The sequence below is a fragment of the Flavobacterium sp. KMS genome (assembly GCF_000813005.1).
Classification (GTDB): domain Bacteria; phylum Bacteroidota; class Bacteroidia; order Flavobacteriales; family Flavobacteriaceae; genus Flavobacterium.
Map to the genome: position 1 here is coordinate 47,993 of NZ_JSYP01000006.1, position 17,522 is coordinate 65,514.

The window sequence follows — 17,522 nt, forward strand, 5'->3', positions numbered from 1 at the left end:
TCCCTTGTTCTTTACGAATTAATTAACCTATTTAATTTTTTCTGCTTCCAGATTTATTCTGTCTACTGTTTTATCATTGTTTACTCCTAAGCCTTCTTGTTGGTAAATTAATTCTCCATCAGGATTAAAAACACTTATAATATTGGAGTGTGAAAAATCTATGGGAGATATCTTTTTATAATTAACAGCGAGAACAGCTGCAAATTCTCGAGTATTATCTTCTGTAGAACGTAAGAAAATCCACGGGTCATTTTCCATTTTATTAGCAATAGCAAATGCTTTTAGTTTTTCGGGAGTATCAGTTTCGGGATCAATACTTACGAGAATAAGTTTTACGTTTTTCTTTGTTTCTTTATTTAATCGAGATTCTATATTTCTCATGTCAGCAACTAATCTTGGGCAAGCAGCTTTACAAGTTGTATAAATCATTACCATAACCAGAACATTTCCTTTTAGACTTTTTAGTTCAATATCTTTTCCATCTTGGGTTGTCCATTGTGAGGGCAAATTATAAATGGATAAATCACTAATTGGTTTGTCTTCTGTGGCTAATGAACCGTCTTCTTTTTTAGATTCTTTGCAACTTTGCAAAGTAAAAAGAAGAATGAAAATTGCCATTATTGTTTTTTTCATTTTTAAATGATTTAAAATTATAGCTTTGTTGTACTAGCACATCTAAAACCTAGATTTCGCGTTGAATATTGCGCTTTAAGACTTCCTCTAAAGGCATATCGCATAAAAGCAGCATAATCCATCAAGTCGGATGCATTTACAGATGCGCCTCCGCAAAAAAGATTCTTATCGTCGCTTTTATCTTTTCTGGATTCTCCAGACAAAAAGATACTATTAAAGTCTGAAGTCCATTCCCATACTAAACCATGCATGTCATAAACGCCCCAATAATTTTTGAACGTTTGTCCAATAGGATTTTCATACGTTTTTGATTTCTCGTACCAGGACAAAATGTATTTATTAAATTCCGTTTTAGTTCTGGCATCAATCCTTTTTTCATCTGCCATGGCAACATATTCCCATTCGTCCATTGTAGGCAATCGCTTTCCTTGACATTCACAATATTTTTTGGCAGCAAACCAAGAAACGTTTGTTACAGGAGCTTTTGGATTTGAATTTCCGAAATCAAAATCCGATTTCCAATAAGACAGGTAACTTTTGTCTGCAAAAAGTCCTTTTATTTTAGATTTGCTATAGCTTGGATTCTTTTTGAGGAAACTCAAAAACTCATTGTTTGTAACAGGATAAACATCTATAAAAAAAGGTTTTACAACGACAGGCGTTTTTGTTGTAGCCCCGTAAAGAGGGACAAAGGAGCCCTCTTTTATCGGAACCATTTTCGATTCTTGTGCCCATACCATTCCCGTAATATGAGCCAAGAAAAGAATAATAATGAAAATGCTTTTTTGCATACTATTTGGTGTTGTTATCTTTGTGCTTTTACCATTTCGGGAGTAACATCTGTTTTGTTATTTCCCCAACTGTTGTATATATAAGTCATAACATTTGCTATTTCATCATCAGATAAATTCTGGCTAGGCATAACATTGTTATATTTTTTACCATTTACAGTTATCTCTCCACTTAAACCATGCAGGATTGTTTTAATTGCTCTGTTAGCATCTGCATTAAGATAATCTGATTTTGCAAGAGGAGGGAACGTACTAGGAATTCCTTGCCCTTCGGATTGGTGACAAGCAAAACAGGTTGTGCCAAAAATTTCTTTTCCAATTTTTACCTTTTCTGCTACAGTTCTTTTTGGAATTACTGTTTTAGCAGCTCCATTATCAGGCATTTTCTGAATTGTTCCTCCTTCTGGTAAATAGATACCTTCTTGGATAGTTCCAGAATATATGTTTTTGTGCTCAGCACCTTCTACTTTTAGTATTCCTAGTGCACCTTTATTAAATGCTCTAAAAATGGAGTGATCGACTATGACAAAACTTCCCGGAGTTTCTACTTTAAAATCAACTATAGATGCCCCACCAGCAGGAATTAGCGTAGTTTGAACATTTTTATTAATCATGCTTCCACCTTCTACATGTACATTATCAAATATTTCACCAATAACATGGAAAGAAGATACTAAGTTTGGACCGCCATTACCAACAAATAAACGAACCGTTTCACCAACTTTTGCAGTAAGTTCACCTCCATTTGTTAATGAACCAACTTTTCCGTTAAATACAACATAATCAGGTGTTTCTTTTACCGCTTTATTCATGTCAAAAGCCTGAAGTCCTTGAGCTCCATATTCACCTTGAGTGTAAAAATCACCTTGCATAACGTAGTATTCTTTGTCTACTGGAGGAAGACCACCTTCTGGTTCTACCAAAATTAAACCATACATTCCGTTTGCAATGTGCATTCCCACAGGAGCTGTAGCGCAATGGTAAACATATAGTCCAGGGTTTATTACTTTAAAGCTAAACACTTTTTCATGACCAGGTGCTACAAGTGATGATGATGCTCCACCACCAGGACCAGTAACAGCATGTAAATCGATATTGTGTGGAAGTTTATTATCCGGATGGTTTTTTAAGTGAAATTCGACTTCATCACCAACACGAGTTCTAATAAAACTTCCTGGAACAGAACCTCCAAATGTCCAATAGGTATATTTTACACCATCAGTCATAGTTCCTTCTTGCTCTTTGATTTCCATATTAACTTTTAGTTTCATGGCAGGTCTGTTACCAACAGGTTTTGGTACCATTGGTGGAGCTGTAAGTTCAGCTTCCATTTCTCCATCAGTTTTAATATCAGTGTAATTTGTAGATTCTTCTCCTTTTTTGCATGATGCTAATAATAGCATTGCAAAAATTGCACAAAAAACAGCTCTCAATTTTAAGGGCATTTTATATTTCTTTTTCATAACAAGGTTTGGTTTATTTTAGTTTTAAATCTTTAAACAAAAATAAAAGACAGTTTTGTCTTTTATTATGATAAAAGTCATGTAAGTCATATAAAATATAATTTAATTCAAAATTGTTCTTATTTAATTGCGTTTAATCTTGTTAAAGGTGTGAGTTAAAATTTAACTTAATTATTTGGATATTGATATTCAGAATATTTTTCAATAAAAATAATTGCCAAACTCTATTTTAGAATAATAATCATTATTTTTGCACGCTGTTTAAATTAAAATTATTACTTCAAAATATATTTATGGTAAAAGATTTATTCGAAAGAATTCAGAACAATAAAGGACCATTAGGAAAATGGGCTTCACAAGCTGAGGGCTATTTTGTGTTTCCTAAATTAGAAGGTGAACTTGGCCCAAGAATGCAGTTTGGTGGAAAAAATATTTTAAACTGGAGTTTGAATGACTATTTAGGTTTAGCAAATCATCCAGAAGTACGTAAGGCTGATATTGATGCTGCAACTCAGTTTGGTGCAGCTTACCCAATGGGAGCACGTATGATGTCTGGTCATACTAAATATCATGAGCAATTAGAAAATGAATTGGCTGATTTTGTAATGAAACCAGCAGCTTATTTGTTGAATTTTGGTTATCAGGGAATGGTATCTATCATTGATGCATTGGTTACTAAAAACGATATTATCGTGTATGATGTAGATTCTCACGCTTGTATTATTGATGGAGTACGTTTGCACATGGGGAAACGTTTTACTTACAAACACAATGATCTTGAGAGTATGGAGAAAAACCTGCAACGTGCTACAAAAATGGCAACTGAAACAGGTGGTGGGATTTTATTTATTACCGAAGGTGTGTTTGGAATGCGAGGACAACAAGGAAAATTAAAAGAAATCGTTGCTCTTAAACAAAAATACAATTTCAGATTATTAGTAGATGATGCACACGGTTTTGGTACACTTGGTAAAAGAGGAGCTGGAGCAGGTGAGGAGCAAGGAGTTCAGGATGATATTGATGTTTACTTCTCTACTTTTGCTAAATCTATGGCTAATATCGGAGCTTTCGTAGCTGCAGATAAAGATATTATCGATTATTTAAAATATAATTTACGTTCTCAAATGTTTGCAAAAGCATTGCCAATGATTCAAACAATTGGTTCATTAAAACGTTTAGAATTATTGCGTAATCACCCAGAATTGAAAGATAAACTTTGGGAAAATGTAAATGCATTGCAAAACGGTTTACGTTCTAGAAACTTTAATATTGGTGATACAAATACATGTGTAACTCCAGTTTATCTTCAAGGAAGTGTACCAGAAGCAATGGTAATGGTAAATGATTTAAGAGAAAACTACGGTATTTTCTTGTCAATTGTTATCTATCCAGTTATTCCAAAAGGAATTATTTTATTAAGAATGATACCTACTACATCTCATACTTTGGCAGATATTGATGAAACACTTACAGCTTTTGAAGCTATTCGTGAAAAATTAGAAAATGGAACTTATAAAGAAATTGCTAGTAGAACTACAGTTGATTTAGATGCATAGTTACAATCCAATATTCAATTGAATATATGGGAATTATATAAAAAAATCCATTCGTTATGCGAATGGATTTTTTTTGTTTAAGGCTATTATGTACTATATTTAACATTCAAACTTTTAAACGGAATAATTATGAAAAAAATAATAGCAATAATAGGAGCCGTTACATTAGTATTGGTTTCTTGTAAAAAAGAGAAACAAGAAGAAATAATCCCTAGTACGGTCGAATCTGCAAAAATCGAAGAATCTGTAGGCAAACAATGTTTTCAATCAGTAACTAATAAGGATACAGTCATACTGACTTTAAACACAAATTCTCATAATGAAGTAGATGGGCAATTGACGTACAAGATTTATCAAAAAGATAAAAACGAAGGAACTATAATAGGGAGCATAAAAGGAGATACACTTATTGCTGATTATACTTTTAAATCTGAAGGAGTTTCTTCTATAAGAGAAGTTGCTTTCCTGAAAAAAGCAGGAACTTTTATTGAGGGATATGGAGACCTTATAGAAACAAATGGTAAATTGGTATTTAAAGATAAAAAGCTTTTAAAATTTGATTCAAAAATGACTTTATCAAAGGTTGATTGCAAATAGTTTGAAACTGAGAGTATAAAAAAAATCCATCCTGTCTAAACGGGATGGATTTTTTATTATAATTCTTTACGAAAAGTAGCTCTTCGCTTGTGTATTACAGGATCAAAATGTTTCCATAAATTATGGATAGCTACATTATCTGATAATTCAGGAGTTCTATAGCAATTAACAATTCCTTTTTCTTTAAAAGTATGGTAATATTCATTGAAGATAATTGCAGTTACAGCCTTGTTCTGGTACTCAGGGTGCACGCCAATTAAGTAAAAAATCATATCCTTACTATGTTTTTTTGCTTTAAGCAAATGAAGAAATCCAAACGGGAATAATTTTCCTTTTGTTTTCTGTAAAGCTTCTGAAAATGATGGCATTACAATACTAAAAGCTACAATGTTATGGTCTTTATCTTCTACAAATTTTATAAATTCGGGATTGATAAAACTGATGTATTTTTTCTTGAAGTATTCTTTTTGAACATCCGATATTGCTACAAATGAAGATAAAGAAGCGTAAGATTCATTAAATAAATCAAACATCTTATCTACGTGAGGCATAACTTCTTTAGTTGTCTTAAAGTTAAGCGGTTTTAATTGGTATCTTCTCTTAACCAACTCATTCGCCTTTTCAAAAAACTCTGGTTTTACGTTAGCAAAAGGGAATTTACTTTCGTCGTATTTTTTTTCTACCACATAACCCAATTGTTCAAAATGAGTTGCGTAATAGGGATGATTGTACCAAGTAATCATCGTTCCTATTTCGTTAAAACCCTCGGTTAAAACTCCAACTTTATCCAGATTAGAGAATCCCATTGGACCCTCAACATATTCCAGGTTGTTTTTTCGTCCTAATTCATATACTCTTTCAAGTAAAACTTTGGTAACTTCGATATCATCAATAACATCAAACCAACCAAAACGGACTTTCTTTTTTTGTTGTCCATTAACTTCATCCCAGTTAATTATGGCAGCAATTCGTCCTACAATTTCATTGTTTCTAGAGGCTACATAAAAAGTAGCTTCGGCATTTTCGAATGCAGGATTTTTGGTTTTATCAAAAGTCTCTAACTCATCAGCAATAATAGGTGGAACCCAATATTTATTGTCTTTATATAAAGAGAAAGGAAATTTTACAAATTCGGTTAATTCCTTTTTAGTTTTAGCTTCTTGTATTGTAATCATTAAGACGGTATTGTATAGTTTGTTTTCCTAAAATAGAGACAACGAATATAGTTATCTTTCCTATAATTAAAAAATTCTTGTATATAGAAAGCCCAAATTAATGGGCTTTCTAGTTATTAATGATTGTTTTATCTATTTGCACTTTGATGCTGAATGTAACGTGATTACATTTTTTATTTGATTATCGTAATTTCACCGTTCATTTGCTCTTGAGGGATGTCTAAAACTAAGGTTCCGTTTAGCCATACCTTTTCGACTATAATGATGTTACATTCTCCTGTCTCTCTTCTGTATTGTGCTTTTAAAGTATCCGTTTCTGTTTTATTCCAATGTAAATAGGTAATAGGATATTCTTCGTCTGGCGAACTATTTAATCCCAATATAAAATTTAAATGAGTACCATTATTATCTTTAGTATTGTAGATGTTGATAGCATTACTCTCTGCTCTAATTATTTTGTCATTAACTAAGTAATCAGCGTAAATGAGGTTTATCGGGTATTTATCGGAGTCCAAAATGTTTTCGGTAGAACTATTTTTAAGATTAATCTTAATTGAATTAGAAAATGTAGTACACATTATTGCTTCACGATCATTATTGCATGAAGTAAAAATAACTAGTATTAAAATAAATAATTGTTTCATGATAGTCTGATTTATGGAGTTATATTGTATACTACAGAAATTTGATTGTTGTATGAAGCTTTTCCTGGATTAAAATTGTTATAATCATAAAACCCATCATAATTACCACCCCATCCCCAATTCATATAAAGTTGTAATGTAGTAACGCCGTATCCAGTACAATTTCCATTACTATCTTTTTGATAATATGTATTTCTTTGATAACCATCACAAACCCACGAATGTCCACTTCCATAAGAAGAATACCCTCCTAGAATTACAGGTTTGTTAGCATCGATATTACTTGTAATTAAACGGGTGTCACTATTGTCTGTAGTATAAGTTGCATTAGAATATCCAAAATAATTTTTTAGAGCTGGAGCTATATCTGCCGAGTAGGCTCCAGAACCATCACAACCATACTCCATGTTTACAGATGAACCTGCATTTTTCATTAAGAGTTGGGTATTGTAACTACCGTAGTTAGGAGGCATACTTGACCAATTGTAAGTATTAGGTTTTTTGAAAAAGTATAATACCTGTGCCATAGCTGTTGCTACGCAACCTGTAGGAGCTTTTCCTCCAGCATTATTAGGGCAGTTATATGGGACCAAGTCGTTATAACCCCAAGATTGATCCCAAGTTGTTTTTAAAAGGGGGCCTTTTGTAATATTTGTATCGGGACAATCTGTCCTTGAATCTGGAGCTATTTTATTGGTTGTATTCGGGGATTTTACGGCTATACTGTTATCTGTAATTGCTTCCCATTCTTGTTGAATTTCTTTACTTTGTGGGAGTTTATCATCTATAATATTTTGGATTTGTTCTTTTCCTCTTTTTATCCATTCCTGTATAGGAGGAATAATTTCTGTAGGGACTGAAGAAAAACTTCCAGTGTCAGAAAATGCTAGTATTGGGGTTACTCTATTATCGGCAGCTATAATGATAAACCCACCCTGTTTGTAGTTAATTACATAAAATGCCTTTTTATTTTTTTTCGTTTCATGTGCTATAATAGTATTAATCATTTTAGGATTGTCTACTCCTTTATTGGTAATGTTGTTTTTTTTTAAAAACGACTGAGCAACATCTAAGGCTATGTTTTCATTGATACTATTATTACTTGTAGAATTTAAATTAGTATTTTCTTGTTTGTCACAAGAAATAATAAAACTTAATAAAAATAAGAATGTCGATTTTGCTAAAATTGCGAAAAATTTAGCTTTAAATTTTTTTTGCATAATAAGAATTTTATTGATTAATAGAAATGATAATAATGCTAATTATCAAATGTAAGTAATATTAGACAATAAAAATCTTAAAGTATAAAATTTTTCTTATGATTTAAATTATTCAAAAGTAGCTTTACGCTTTTGTTCCATTAACTGATAATCTTCTTCTTTTTCTTTTTTCTTGCTTTTTTTAGGGTTTTTGTCTTTTTTGCCTTTTTTATCAGTAAAATTCATCTGAACCTCTTTATATTTTGCATCGTAACGCCAGGAAAAACCTACTCCACCATAAAAAATAGAAGGAGTGTCTTTAAAATTAGTACTTATAGAAGCGTCGATTTGCATGCTTTTGTTTAATAAATATGCAGCACCACCTCTAATAATACAATCGCTATAAAAGTCGCTTTTGTATCCTTGATTTTCGACAAAACCAGACCATTTATCATTAAAACCTCTTGTAAGTGTTAATACATATCCATAACTAGGATAGTCGGTGGTAATATAATCGGCAATGATATTGGTTACAAAAACCCATTTCCCATCACCTAAGTGGTTTTGAGTAATCAACATGATTTTAGGAGAAATGCTAGATTCATTTGAAAAAGCATACGGATTTCCTGCAAAAGTAAAATTAGCTCCTGCAAAAATAGAAACTGCAGGAATTAATTGATGCCAGTTAAATTTTTGATTAGCCTTCCAGCTATAAATATTAGGTTTCTTTTCGTAGTTTTTAAAAGGATCGTAGATTAAATATTTAGCTCCAAGTATAGTTTGCTTAAAATCATTTTTTTTGTAACTATTAAAAGGAGTGCTATAATCTTCCATTTGGTATTGCAAATCGGCGATAAGCTCTAGTTGCTCACGAAAAAGTCCCCAACGAAGCGTTAAATCAGTACCGAAACCACTTGCGTTATAATTTAATAAGTCATGTTTTTCATTAATTCCATAAACACCAACTTCAGCTTGTATTACAGATTTTCCTACAGCAAAAGCAGACATTGTTTCTCCTGGGCGGTTTGAATTAATTACATCGGTATGTTGTCCGAAAAAAAGATAAGGCGTTAAAAAAACGCTGGAAATAATCAAGTTTCTGATTTTAAACATATTATTTTTATTAGTTAAAAAGTAATAACGCATTTCAAATGTACTATATTTTATTATTAATTTAAGATTGATATTTTAATTTTGAAGAATGGATTTATTATTTTTGAAAAAAATTATATGATTATGCAAACAGCATCTTTTTCAGGTCTTATAAAAGCGATTTTTTATATGATTGCTTTTTATTACATTTTTAGATTCTTGGCAAAATTATTTCTGCCAGTTTTAGTTAAAAAAGTAGTAGATAAAGCAGGTGAAAACTTTCAGAGACAACAGCAACAACAATATAGACAACCACAAGATAATTTATGGCAAAAAACCAGAACAAATGATGAGGTTATAATTGACACGGCCAATGCGAAAAATCCTCGTGAAACCAAAAAAGTAGGCGATTACGTTGATTACGAAGAAATAGATTAAGTTTGTAGTCAAAATAATAGATTTTCATCCATAACCAAACCCACCAAAATTGAAAGTAATAAATAAGCTTTATCCGCATGCCCTTGTTATATTGGGATTTGTACTCGTTTCTTTAATTTATTTTTATCCTGTATTACAAGGAAAACAGATTTTTCAATCGGATATTGCACAATATGCCGGAATGGCCAAGGAACAAAATGATTTCAGAGCAACTGAACATTCTGAACCATATTGGACAAATTCGGCTTTTGGCGGAATGCCAACGTATCAATTAGGAGCTAATTATCCGCATGATTATGTAGGTCAGATAGATGATGCTTTACGATTTTTACCTCGTCCGGCAGATTATCTGTTTCTATATTTCTTAGGGTTTTATGGTTTGTTATTGGTTTTGAGAATCGACCCGCTTAAGGCTTTTATCGGAGCATTAGCTTTTGGGTTCTCTACTTATTTAATTATTATTCTAGGAGTTGGGCATAATGCCAAAGCGCATGCTATTGCGTATATGCCACTGGTTATCGCCGGATTTATACTCGTATTCCAGAAAAAATACATTCTCGGAGGTTTGCTCACCATGTTTGCGGTAGCGTTAGAAATTAATGCTAACCACTTCCAGATGACGTATTATTTATTGATATTCTTATTGATTCTTTCAGGATATTATACTTTCAATTTTATTAAAGAAAAAGAATATAAGCCACTTTTAATTTCATTTGGAGTTTTGGCAGTAGCCGGTATTTTTGCTTTAGGCGCAAATGCTACTAATTTATTGGCTACTAGCGAATATGCTAGTTTTAGTACCAGAGGAAAAAGTGAACTAACATTTAATCCAGATGGTTCAAAAAGTAATACAAACGGAAGCGCATTAAGTCGTGATTATATTACAGAATACAGTTACGGAATTGCTGAAAGTTTTAACTTAATTGCACCAAGATTATTTGGTGGTTCTAATAGTGAAAATGTTGGTACAGATAGTAAGATGTACGAATTCATGATTGGACAAGGTGTTCCAGAAGGTCAAGCTCAGGATTTTGTTTCGGCAATGCCAACGTATTGGGGAGATCAGCCTATTGTAGCTGCTCCAGCATATATAGGTGCTATTGTTTTCTTTTTGGCAGTTTTGGCTTTGTTTATTGATGACCGAAAAATTAAATATGTATTCTTTTCGGGAGCAATGGTTGCTTTAGTGCTTTCTTGGGGTAAAAATTTTCCGATATTAACTGATTTCTTTATCGATCATGTTCCTATGTATGATAAGTTTAGAGCAGTTTCTTCTATACAGGTTATTTTAGAATTATGTTTCCCTGTTCTTGCAATTATAGGATTACAATCTTTCTTTAAACTAAAAGACATTGACCCAAAACTACAGCAAAAAGGATTGGTGCAAACAGGAGTATTTAGTATTGGAGTTTTACTAATATTAGTTTTCTGCAAGAGTATGTTTAATTTTTCAGGAGGTAGCGATAGTTATTTCTTAGAGAATTACGGACCTGATTTTGTAGATGCATTAAAAGAAGACAGAAGAACATTATACTCAGCAGATTTGTTGCGTTCTGGATTCTTTATAGTAGTTACTTTTGGAGTATTATGGTTCTTTATTAAGAATAAATTATCTCAAAATGCAGCATTAATTATTGTGAGTGTTTTTATGATTTTTGATTTGTTCTTTGTTGATAAAAAATATGTTTCAGCCAAAGATTTTGTAAGCGGAAGAGAAGTTGCAGTTCCTTTTCAGGAAACACCTTCGGATGTACAAATTTTAAAAGACACTACACATTATAGAGTTTTTGAAGTAAATGGTAACTTATCAAGTGCTAGAGCTTCTTATTTCCATAAATCAATTGGTGGATATCATGCTGCAAAACCAAGAAGAATGCAACAGTTATTTGACTATCAGATAGCCAAAAATAATATGGAAGTATTGGATATGTTAAATATAAAATACATTATCCAAACAAATAAAGAAGGACAAGAATTCCCGACAATAAACCCAAATACTAACGGTAATGCTTGGTTTGTAAAAGATGTAAAATTGGTAAATACTGCCGATGCCGAAATGAAACTTTTGGATCACTTAGATACTAAGAATGTAGCAGTGTTTAATATTCATGATCATGGTTCTAAATTTAAAAGTGCTCGATTAAAGAAAAAATGGGATGCAAGCGGAACTATAAAATTAGACGTTTATAAACCAAATTATATTAAATATACATCGGATAACTTAAATGATGGTTTAGCAGTATTCTCTGAGATTTATTACGAAAAAGGATGGAATGCTTACATTGATGGTAAACTTACAAATCATTTTCCTGTAGATTACGTGTTAAGAGCTCTTGAGGTTCCTGAAGGAAAACATAAAATAGAATTTAAATTTGAGCCAGAAGTTGTTAAAACTGGTAGTATGATTACACTTGCTAGTTCAATAGGTGTGCTAGTTCTTTTGATCGGAGGAATTTATTTTGAAAGAAAAAAATCGATTGGCGTTAAGTAATCAGATTTTGATTTTAGCTTGACAATAATGATTTTAAAAATTCTTAAAGTATTTCTTCTTGTATTCCTGGATGTAGCAATACTCATTTTCTGTGGTATTTATATGATGGGATATGATGACTTTTATGAAGAGAGTCAAGGAGAATATTTTAGTCTTTCAAGTATGGAAACTAAATATAAGATCGTTTGGATTTTTTATAATTTTTGGATTGTTTTAAATTGGCTTATTTTATTCTATATTTTATTTAGAATATTTAAGAAAACTATTTCGAAATAATTTTTATGAAATTGTATTTTTTCTATTAACTGTTAAATTTGTAACTTTAAACATTAAACCACTTTTTTCTTGGAACAAAAGAAACTCCTAATTATAACATATTACTTTCCACCAGCTGGAGGGCCTGGCGTGCAACGTTGGTTGAAATTTGTAAAATATTTGCCCGAATTTGGTGTTCAGCCAATTGTATATGTACCAGAAAATCCAACATATCCTATTGTTGATGAAGGTTTGATGAATGAAGTTTCGGATCAGGTAATTGTTATCAAGAATAAAATTATTGAGCCTTATCAATTAGCTTCATTTTTTTCGAAAAATAAAACAAAGAAAATAGCTTCTGGAATTATCCCGAATCAGAAAAAGCAATCTTTTCTGGATAAAACATTCCTTTGGATTCGTGGTAATTTATTTATTCCTGATGCTCGTGTTTTATGGGTAAAGCCATCGGTTTCTTTTTTAGAAAAATATATTGTTGAAAATAATATTGATACGATTGTAACTTCTGGGCCACCACATAGTTTGCATCTTATTGGTTTAGAATTAAAGCAGAAATTAAACGTAAAATGGTTTGCCGATTTTCGTGATCCATGGACTACGATAGGTTATCATAAATCATTGCGTTTATCAAGTTATGCTGCTAAAAAACATAAGAAATTAGAACATCAGGTTTTAAATACTGCCGATACTATTCTTGTTACAAGTAAAACTACCAAAGCAGAATTTCAGGAAATAACAACAAAACCTATTGAAGTTATTACCAATGGTTATGATGTAGAAAATGTAGAGAAGCAAACATTAGATACCAAATTTACTTTGGCGCATATTGGTTCTTTTTTATCCGAAAGAAACCCTCTTTTTTTATGGGAATGTTTGGTTGAGTTATTGCAGGAAATCCCTGAATTCAAACAACACTTGCAGGTAAAACTAATTGGTGCAGTTAGTCAGGAAGTATTAGAAACAATCGAGAAGTTCAAACTGAATGATTACCTGAATAATTTAGGTTATGTTTCGCATAACGAAGCTATTGCTCATCAAAGAAAATCTCAGGTTTTATTGTTAATCGAAATAAACTCAGAAGATACAAAGAGTATTATTCCAGGTAAGTTGTTTGAATACATGGTTTCTAATAGACCAATAATTGCAATTGGACCTAAAGGTTCTGACTTCTCAGATATTATAACTCAGACAAATACAGGTGTGTTTTTTGACTATTCTGAAAAAATGAAATTAAAAAGTGTAATTTTGGATTTTTATAATCAATTTTTAGAAGGAAAACTACAATCAAACGGAGTTGGATTGCAGCAATATTCTAGAAAAAACCTAACAAAACAGTTAGCACAATTGATTAAATAGAATACTTTTTAAAATTTCAATAAAAAACATAAATACCTTCAATGGGCATAGTCTTAAATCAGTCTTTTAAAAATACTATTATAACATATATTGGTTTTGGTATTGGTGCAATAAACACGCTTTATTTATATCCGATTTATTTAGGCGAAACTTATTATGGTTTAACAAATTACGTTACTTCAGCGGCAAATGTTATCATGCCTTTGTTTGCTATCGGGATGCAAAATACATTAGTCAAGTTTTATTCTCAATATAAAACAGAAGAAGAGAGAGAGCAGTTTTTGTCCTTTACAGCACTATTTCCTGTTTTAATGTGTATTCCTTTGGGAATAATTGGACTTTTCTTTTTTGATGATATCACGGCTTTTGTATCAAAGAAAAATCCTGTTGTAAAAGAGTTTATCTTACTGATTCCTTTTATCGGAATTTGTATGGCTTATTTCGAGATTTTTTATGCTTGGGCAAGAGTACATATGCATTCCGTTTTTGGTAATTTTATCAAAGAAGTTGGTTTAAGATTATTTTCTACGCTTGCTTTGGTAGGATTATATTTTGATTGGATAACCTTAATTCAATTTGTATATGTGACGGCTGCAATTTATTTTATAGCTTTTATCGTAACGATGTTTTATGCTTTTAGTATTAAAAAGCCTAAGTTTCAGATTACAATACCTGCAAATGTAAAAAGTGTAATGGAATATACGTTTTACATAATCCTTTCAGGAAGTGTAGCCAATTTGCTTTTGGATGGAGATAAGCTTATGCTTAATCAGTATATGAAAATTGAGAATATTGCTTATTATTCGGTAGCAACATATATAGCCTTGGTAATCTCGGTTCCAAGTCGTGCCATGCATCAAATTGTATATCCTATTACTGCAAAGTTAATGCACGATGATAAACACGATGAGTTGAATGATTTGTACAAAAAGACATCTATTAACTTACAGATCGTTGGTGGATTTGTGATGTTGTGTATTTTCGTAAATATTAATCAGTTATACGAAATCGTTCCTGAGGAATATAGAGGAGGAGTTCCTGTTGTTTTTATGATTGGATTGTCTAAATATTTTGATCTTATTTTAGGGAATAATAATGCTATTATTTTTAATACAAAATATTACCGAACGGTATTGTTCTTAGGATTAGGTTTAGTTGTTTTAACCTTTGTTTTGAATATAATTTTTATACCGATTTATGGTATTACAGGTTCTGCATTTGCAACGTTGCTATCTATTACAGCATACAGTTTGGCAAAATTACTTTTTGTAGTTAAGAAACTTCATTTGTATCCTTTTACTAAACAAAACTTGTATTCATTACTGGTTACAACGGTATTGTTTCTATTGTTTTACTTTTGGGAATTTCCAGTCTATCCGTTAATCGGAATTGCTTTAAAATCTGCTATTGTGACGGTTTTTTATGTGTATTTAAACTATAAATTTGCCATCTCTAAAGAGATAAATCAAGTAATAAATAAGTTTATAGGCAAGCTTGGAATTAAAATTTAGTAAGAAATAAGGTCACGAACTAAAAGTGATGCATTTTGTTTTTATATTTGTTATAGCCGCTTGTGGTTTTATTACATACAAATATGAAAAAGAGAGTAATTGTTTTTCTGTTTATTTCGTTGCTATTAGTTTCACAAGTTAGTTTTGCTCAAAAGGCAAAAAAACAACCTGAAAAAGAAATCGTTCAAAGTAATACTGTCGATACGATTGCTAAAAATAATTTAAAAGGATATCCCGTAACGCCTTTTAAAGACACCCTTTTTTATGTTTATAATAAAGTAGGTTCATTTTCTGCCGAGAATAGAGCCAAAGCTATTTCGGACAAAATAAAAAAGATTTATGAAGATGCTTTTTTTGTAAGCGATTCTCTAAAAATTATTCCTTCGGATATAAGTTTGGATATTGTTTACGAAAGTGATTTTGTTATAATGTCGATTCTTGAAGCGGATGCGAAATCAGAGAATATGCCTGCTGCCAATGTTGCCAAGCGTAATTTTACGGCAATAAAAAGAGCTATTCTTTTCCAGAATGAAAACTATTCTTTATTACCAAAAAGACTTGGATTTACGGCTCTGCTAATATTAATTCTTGGTCTTGTATTGTTTTTTGTAGGCAAACTTTTTAATAAAGGAAGTCTTTATGTATCCAGAAATAAAAAAAAGTATTTTACAGGATATAAATACAATGAGATAACTATTCTTAGTCCGCAAAAGCAACACTTTTTGGCATTACGATTAATAGGAGCTATAAAGGTTTTCGTTTTGTTATTAATTGTGTATTTATCTTTACCAATACTCTTTAGTATTTTTCCTGCTACCGAAGGTTATACAACAACTTTATTACGATGGATTCTTACGCCTGCAAAATTGGCTGTAATGGGTTTTCTGGCATTTCTTCCTAATTTGTTTACAATACTTGTAATTGCATTTATTTTTAGATACACCTTAAAAGGGATTAAGTTTTTTGTAGATGAGATTAGTAAAGGGAACATAAAAATAGATGGTTTTTATAGTGATTGGGCAAAACCAACCTTTAATATCATCCGCTTTTTAATGTATGCTTTTATGTTGGTTATTATTTTTCCGTACTTACCAGGTTCAGATTCACCTATATTTAAAGGAGTTTCAGTTTTTGTGGGAATCTTATTTTCATTAGGATCGTCTAATGCAATTGCTAATATGGTTGCAGGACTTGTAATAACCTATATGCGCCCTTTTAAAATAGGAGATTTTATAAAAATAGGAGATGTAAGCGGAGAAGTAATTGAAAAAACGGCTTTGGTTACGCGTGTAAGAACACCAAAATTTGAGGATATTACAATACCAAATTCAACTGTTTTATCGAGTACATCGACTAATTATTCGGCAAATACAAAAGAAGATGCAAGAGGATTGGTTATGCATTCTACAGTTACAATTGGATACGATGTGCCTTGGAGAGATGTTCATAAAGCATTAATTAATGCAGCTACAAAAACAGATTTTATAGAAACTACTCCGGCTCCGTTTGTTTTGCAAACAAGTTTGGATGATTTTTATGTTGCCTATGAAATTAATGCTTATACCAAAGAACCTCAGAAACAACCTCAAATTTATTCATCCTTACATCAAAATATTCAGGATAGTTTTAACGAAGCTGGTATCGAAATTATGTCGCCACATTATAAAGCGCTGCGTGATGGAAATAAAACGACAATACCCGAAGACTATTTAGGTAATAATTACGAAACTCCTACGTTTAATATAAATGGTAAGTTATAATTTGTTTAAAAGGAATTAGATAGCTAAAAAAAAGTGAATTGCCTTATGCGCAATGAAACTTTTAATAAGGGACTCTATCTTGTGGAATTAATATTTTTTAGTGTTTTATGATGAAAAATTAATTGTAATATCACTAAAAGTGGGTATTGTGTAGTTTCTGATTGTGAGCTAATTTTGCTTTCTAAATTCCCCAAATAAATTATTAAAGTAAATAGCTAAAATAATTTTAATTAACGATTATGAAAAGCCCACAGTTTACACAAGAAGAAAGTCTACAAGTATTTTCGAATATAATTTCAAATAAAATACATAACGGTTTTATCTTAGAAGAAAGAAACGATGAAATGCTTTTTGCGGTTTTATCAAAAGGGGAGAGAGTAGTTGATCATAGTTTTAATTTCCTGATTTGTTGCTTAACATTCGGATTATGGTCTATTGCATGGTTATATTTAACCATAGAATCATCTAAAAACAAAAAGATATTAGTTGCCATCGATGAAGATGGAATTCCTTTTGAAGATAAATGTTACTACGAATAATTTA

General features: G+C 31.3%; 15 protein-coding genes. 8 read left to right on the top strand and 7 right to left on the bottom strand.

Features of this window, described 5'->3' with window-relative positions:
• Window positions 1–27: 27 nt before the first annotated feature.
• From OA93_RS07910 to nirK, 3 genes are read right to left on the bottom strand one after another with little or no spacing between them, the layout of a single operon-like run.
• Complete coding sequence (locus tag OA93_RS07910; RefSeq protein WP_039112612.1) at window positions 28–633, bottom strand: SCO family protein; 606 nt, start codon at window positions 631–633, stop codon at window positions 28–30.
• A gap of 17 nt (window positions 634–650) precedes the next feature.
• Complete coding sequence (locus tag OA93_RS07915) at window positions 651–1,424, bottom strand: formylglycine-generating enzyme family protein (RefSeq protein WP_039112613.1); 774 nt, start codon at window positions 1,422–1,424, stop codon at window positions 651–653.
• Between the two features lie 14 nt (window positions 1,425–1,438).
• Window positions 1,439–2,887: a copper-containing nitrite reductase gene (gene nirK, locus OA93_RS07920; protein ID WP_039112614.1), complete on the bottom strand. Its 1,449-nt coding sequence runs from the start codon at window positions 2,885–2,887 to the stop codon at window positions 1,439–1,441.
• Window positions 2,888–3,180: 293 nt separating this feature from the next.
• On the opposite strand from nirK, the gene OA93_RS07925 reads away from it, so the two are divergent.
• Together OA93_RS07925 and OA93_RS07930 are read left to right on the top strand one after the other, a co-directional pair.
• Window positions 3,181–4,443: a pyridoxal phosphate-dependent aminotransferase family protein gene (locus OA93_RS07925; RefSeq protein ID WP_039112615.1), complete on the top strand. Its 1,263-nt coding sequence runs from the start codon at window positions 3,181–3,183 to the stop codon at window positions 4,441–4,443.
• Between the two features lie 129 nt (window positions 4,444–4,572).
• On the top strand, window positions 4,573–5,040 hold the full coding sequence (locus OA93_RS07930; protein WP_039112616.1) for a hypothetical protein: 468 nt from the start codon (window positions 4,573–4,575) through the stop codon (window positions 5,038–5,040).
• A gap of 56 nt (window positions 5,041–5,096) precedes the next feature.
• On the opposite strand, the gene OA93_RS07935 is transcribed toward OA93_RS07930, so the two are convergent.
• The 4 genes from OA93_RS07935 to OA93_RS07950 form a co-directional block, all read right to left on the bottom strand.
• A complete protein-coding gene (locus tag OA93_RS07935; RefSeq protein ID WP_039112617.1) occupies window positions 5,097–6,215 on the bottom strand; it encodes a hypothetical protein in 1,119 nt (372 codons plus the stop codon).
• Window positions 6,216–6,388: 173 nt separating this feature from the next.
• Window positions 6,389–6,859 carry a hypothetical protein gene (locus tag OA93_RS07940; RefSeq protein ID WP_039112618.1) on the bottom strand — a complete coding sequence of 157 codons (471 nt, stop codon included), beginning with the start codon at window positions 6,857–6,859 and terminating at the stop codon, window positions 6,389–6,391.
• Between the two features lie 11 nt (window positions 6,860–6,870).
• On the bottom strand, window positions 6,871–8,079 hold the full coding sequence (locus tag OA93_RS07945; RefSeq protein ID WP_039112619.1) for a C10 family peptidase: 1,209 nt from the start codon (window positions 8,077–8,079) through the stop codon (window positions 6,871–6,873).
• 108 nt (window positions 8,080–8,187) lie between these two features.
• Complete coding sequence (locus OA93_RS07950) at window positions 8,188–9,171, bottom strand: transporter (RefSeq protein WP_039112620.1); 984 nt, start codon at window positions 9,169–9,171, stop codon at window positions 8,188–8,190.
• Between the two features lie 123 nt (window positions 9,172–9,294).
• On the opposite strand from OA93_RS07950, the gene OA93_RS07955 reads away from it, so the two are divergent.
• The 6 genes from OA93_RS07955 to OA93_RS07985 all read left to right on the top strand — a co-directional run bounded on the left by OA93_RS07955 (window position 9,295) and on the right by OA93_RS07985 (window position 17,518).
• On the top strand, window positions 9,295–9,588 hold the full coding sequence (locus tag OA93_RS07955; protein WP_039112728.1) for a DUF4834 family protein: 294 nt from the start codon (window positions 9,295–9,297) through the stop codon (window positions 9,586–9,588).
• 49 nt (window positions 9,589–9,637) lie between these two features.
• Window positions 9,638–12,079, top strand: a complete 2,442-nt coding sequence (locus OA93_RS07960) for a YfhO family protein (RefSeq protein WP_039112621.1) — start codon at window positions 9,638–9,640, stop codon at window positions 12,077–12,079.
• Between the two features lie 345 nt (window positions 12,080–12,424).
• Window positions 12,425–13,708: a glycosyltransferase family 4 protein gene (locus tag OA93_RS07970; protein ID WP_039112623.1), complete on the top strand. Its 1,284-nt coding sequence runs from the start codon at window positions 12,425–12,427 to the stop codon at window positions 13,706–13,708.
• Between the two features lie 41 nt (window positions 13,709–13,749).
• Window positions 13,750–15,219, top strand: coding sequence for an oligosaccharide flippase family protein (locus tag OA93_RS07975; RefSeq protein ID WP_039112624.1), 1,470 nt, complete (start codon window positions 13,750–13,752; stop codon window positions 15,217–15,219).
• 83 nt (window positions 15,220–15,302) lie between these two features.
• Window positions 15,303–16,979, top strand: a complete 1,677-nt coding sequence (locus OA93_RS07980) for a mechanosensitive ion channel family protein (protein WP_039112625.1) — start codon at window positions 15,303–15,305, stop codon at window positions 16,977–16,979.
• A gap of 239 nt (window positions 16,980–17,218) precedes the next feature.
• Complete coding sequence (locus tag OA93_RS07985; RefSeq protein WP_035623094.1) at window positions 17,219–17,518, top strand: hypothetical protein; 300 nt, start codon at window positions 17,219–17,221, stop codon at window positions 17,516–17,518.
• The last annotated feature ends 4 nt before the right edge of the window (window positions 17,519–17,522 follow it).

Coding starts and splice junctions, on each gene's coding strand:
- OA93_RS07910 (WP_039112612.1), bottom strand. CDS start 633: ATGAAAAAAACAATAATGGCAATTTTCATTCTTCTTTTTACTTTGCAA.
- OA93_RS07915 (WP_039112613.1), bottom strand. CDS start 1,424: ATGCAAAAAAGCATTTTCATTATTATTCTTTTCTTGGCTCATATTACG.
- nirK (WP_039112614.1), bottom strand. CDS start 2,887: ATGAAAAAGAAATATAAAATGCCCTTAAAATTGAGAGCTGTTTTTTGT.
- OA93_RS07925 (WP_039112615.1), top strand. CDS start 3,181: ATGGTAAAAGATTTATTCGAAAGAATTCAGAACAATAAAGGACCATTA.
- OA93_RS07930 (WP_039112616.1), top strand. CDS start 4,573: ATGAAAAAAATAATAGCAATAATAGGAGCCGTTACATTAGTATTGGTT.
- OA93_RS07935 (WP_039112617.1), bottom strand. CDS start 6,215: ATGATTACAATACAAGAAGCTAAAACTAAAAAGGAATTAACCGAATTT.
- OA93_RS07940 (WP_039112618.1), bottom strand. CDS start 6,859: ATGAAACAATTATTTATTTTAATACTAGTTATTTTTACTTCATGCAAT.
- OA93_RS07945 (WP_039112619.1), bottom strand. CDS start 8,079: ATGCAAAAAAAATTTAAAGCTAAATTTTTCGCAATTTTAGCAAAATCG.
- OA93_RS07950 (WP_039112620.1), bottom strand. CDS start 9,171: ATGTTTAAAATCAGAAACTTGATTATTTCCAGCGTTTTTTTAACGCCT.
- OA93_RS07955 (WP_039112728.1), top strand. CDS start 9,295: ATGCAAACAGCATCTTTTTCAGGTCTTATAAAAGCGATTTTTTATATG.
- OA93_RS07975 (WP_039112624.1), top strand. CDS start 13,750: ATGGGCATAGTCTTAAATCAGTCTTTTAAAAATACTATTATAACATAT.
- OA93_RS07980 (WP_039112625.1), top strand. CDS start 15,303: ATGAAAAAGAGAGTAATTGTTTTTCTGTTTATTTCGTTGCTATTAGTT.
- OA93_RS07985 (WP_035623094.1), top strand. CDS start 17,219: ATGAAAAGCCCACAGTTTACACAAGAAGAAAGTCTACAAGTATTTTCG.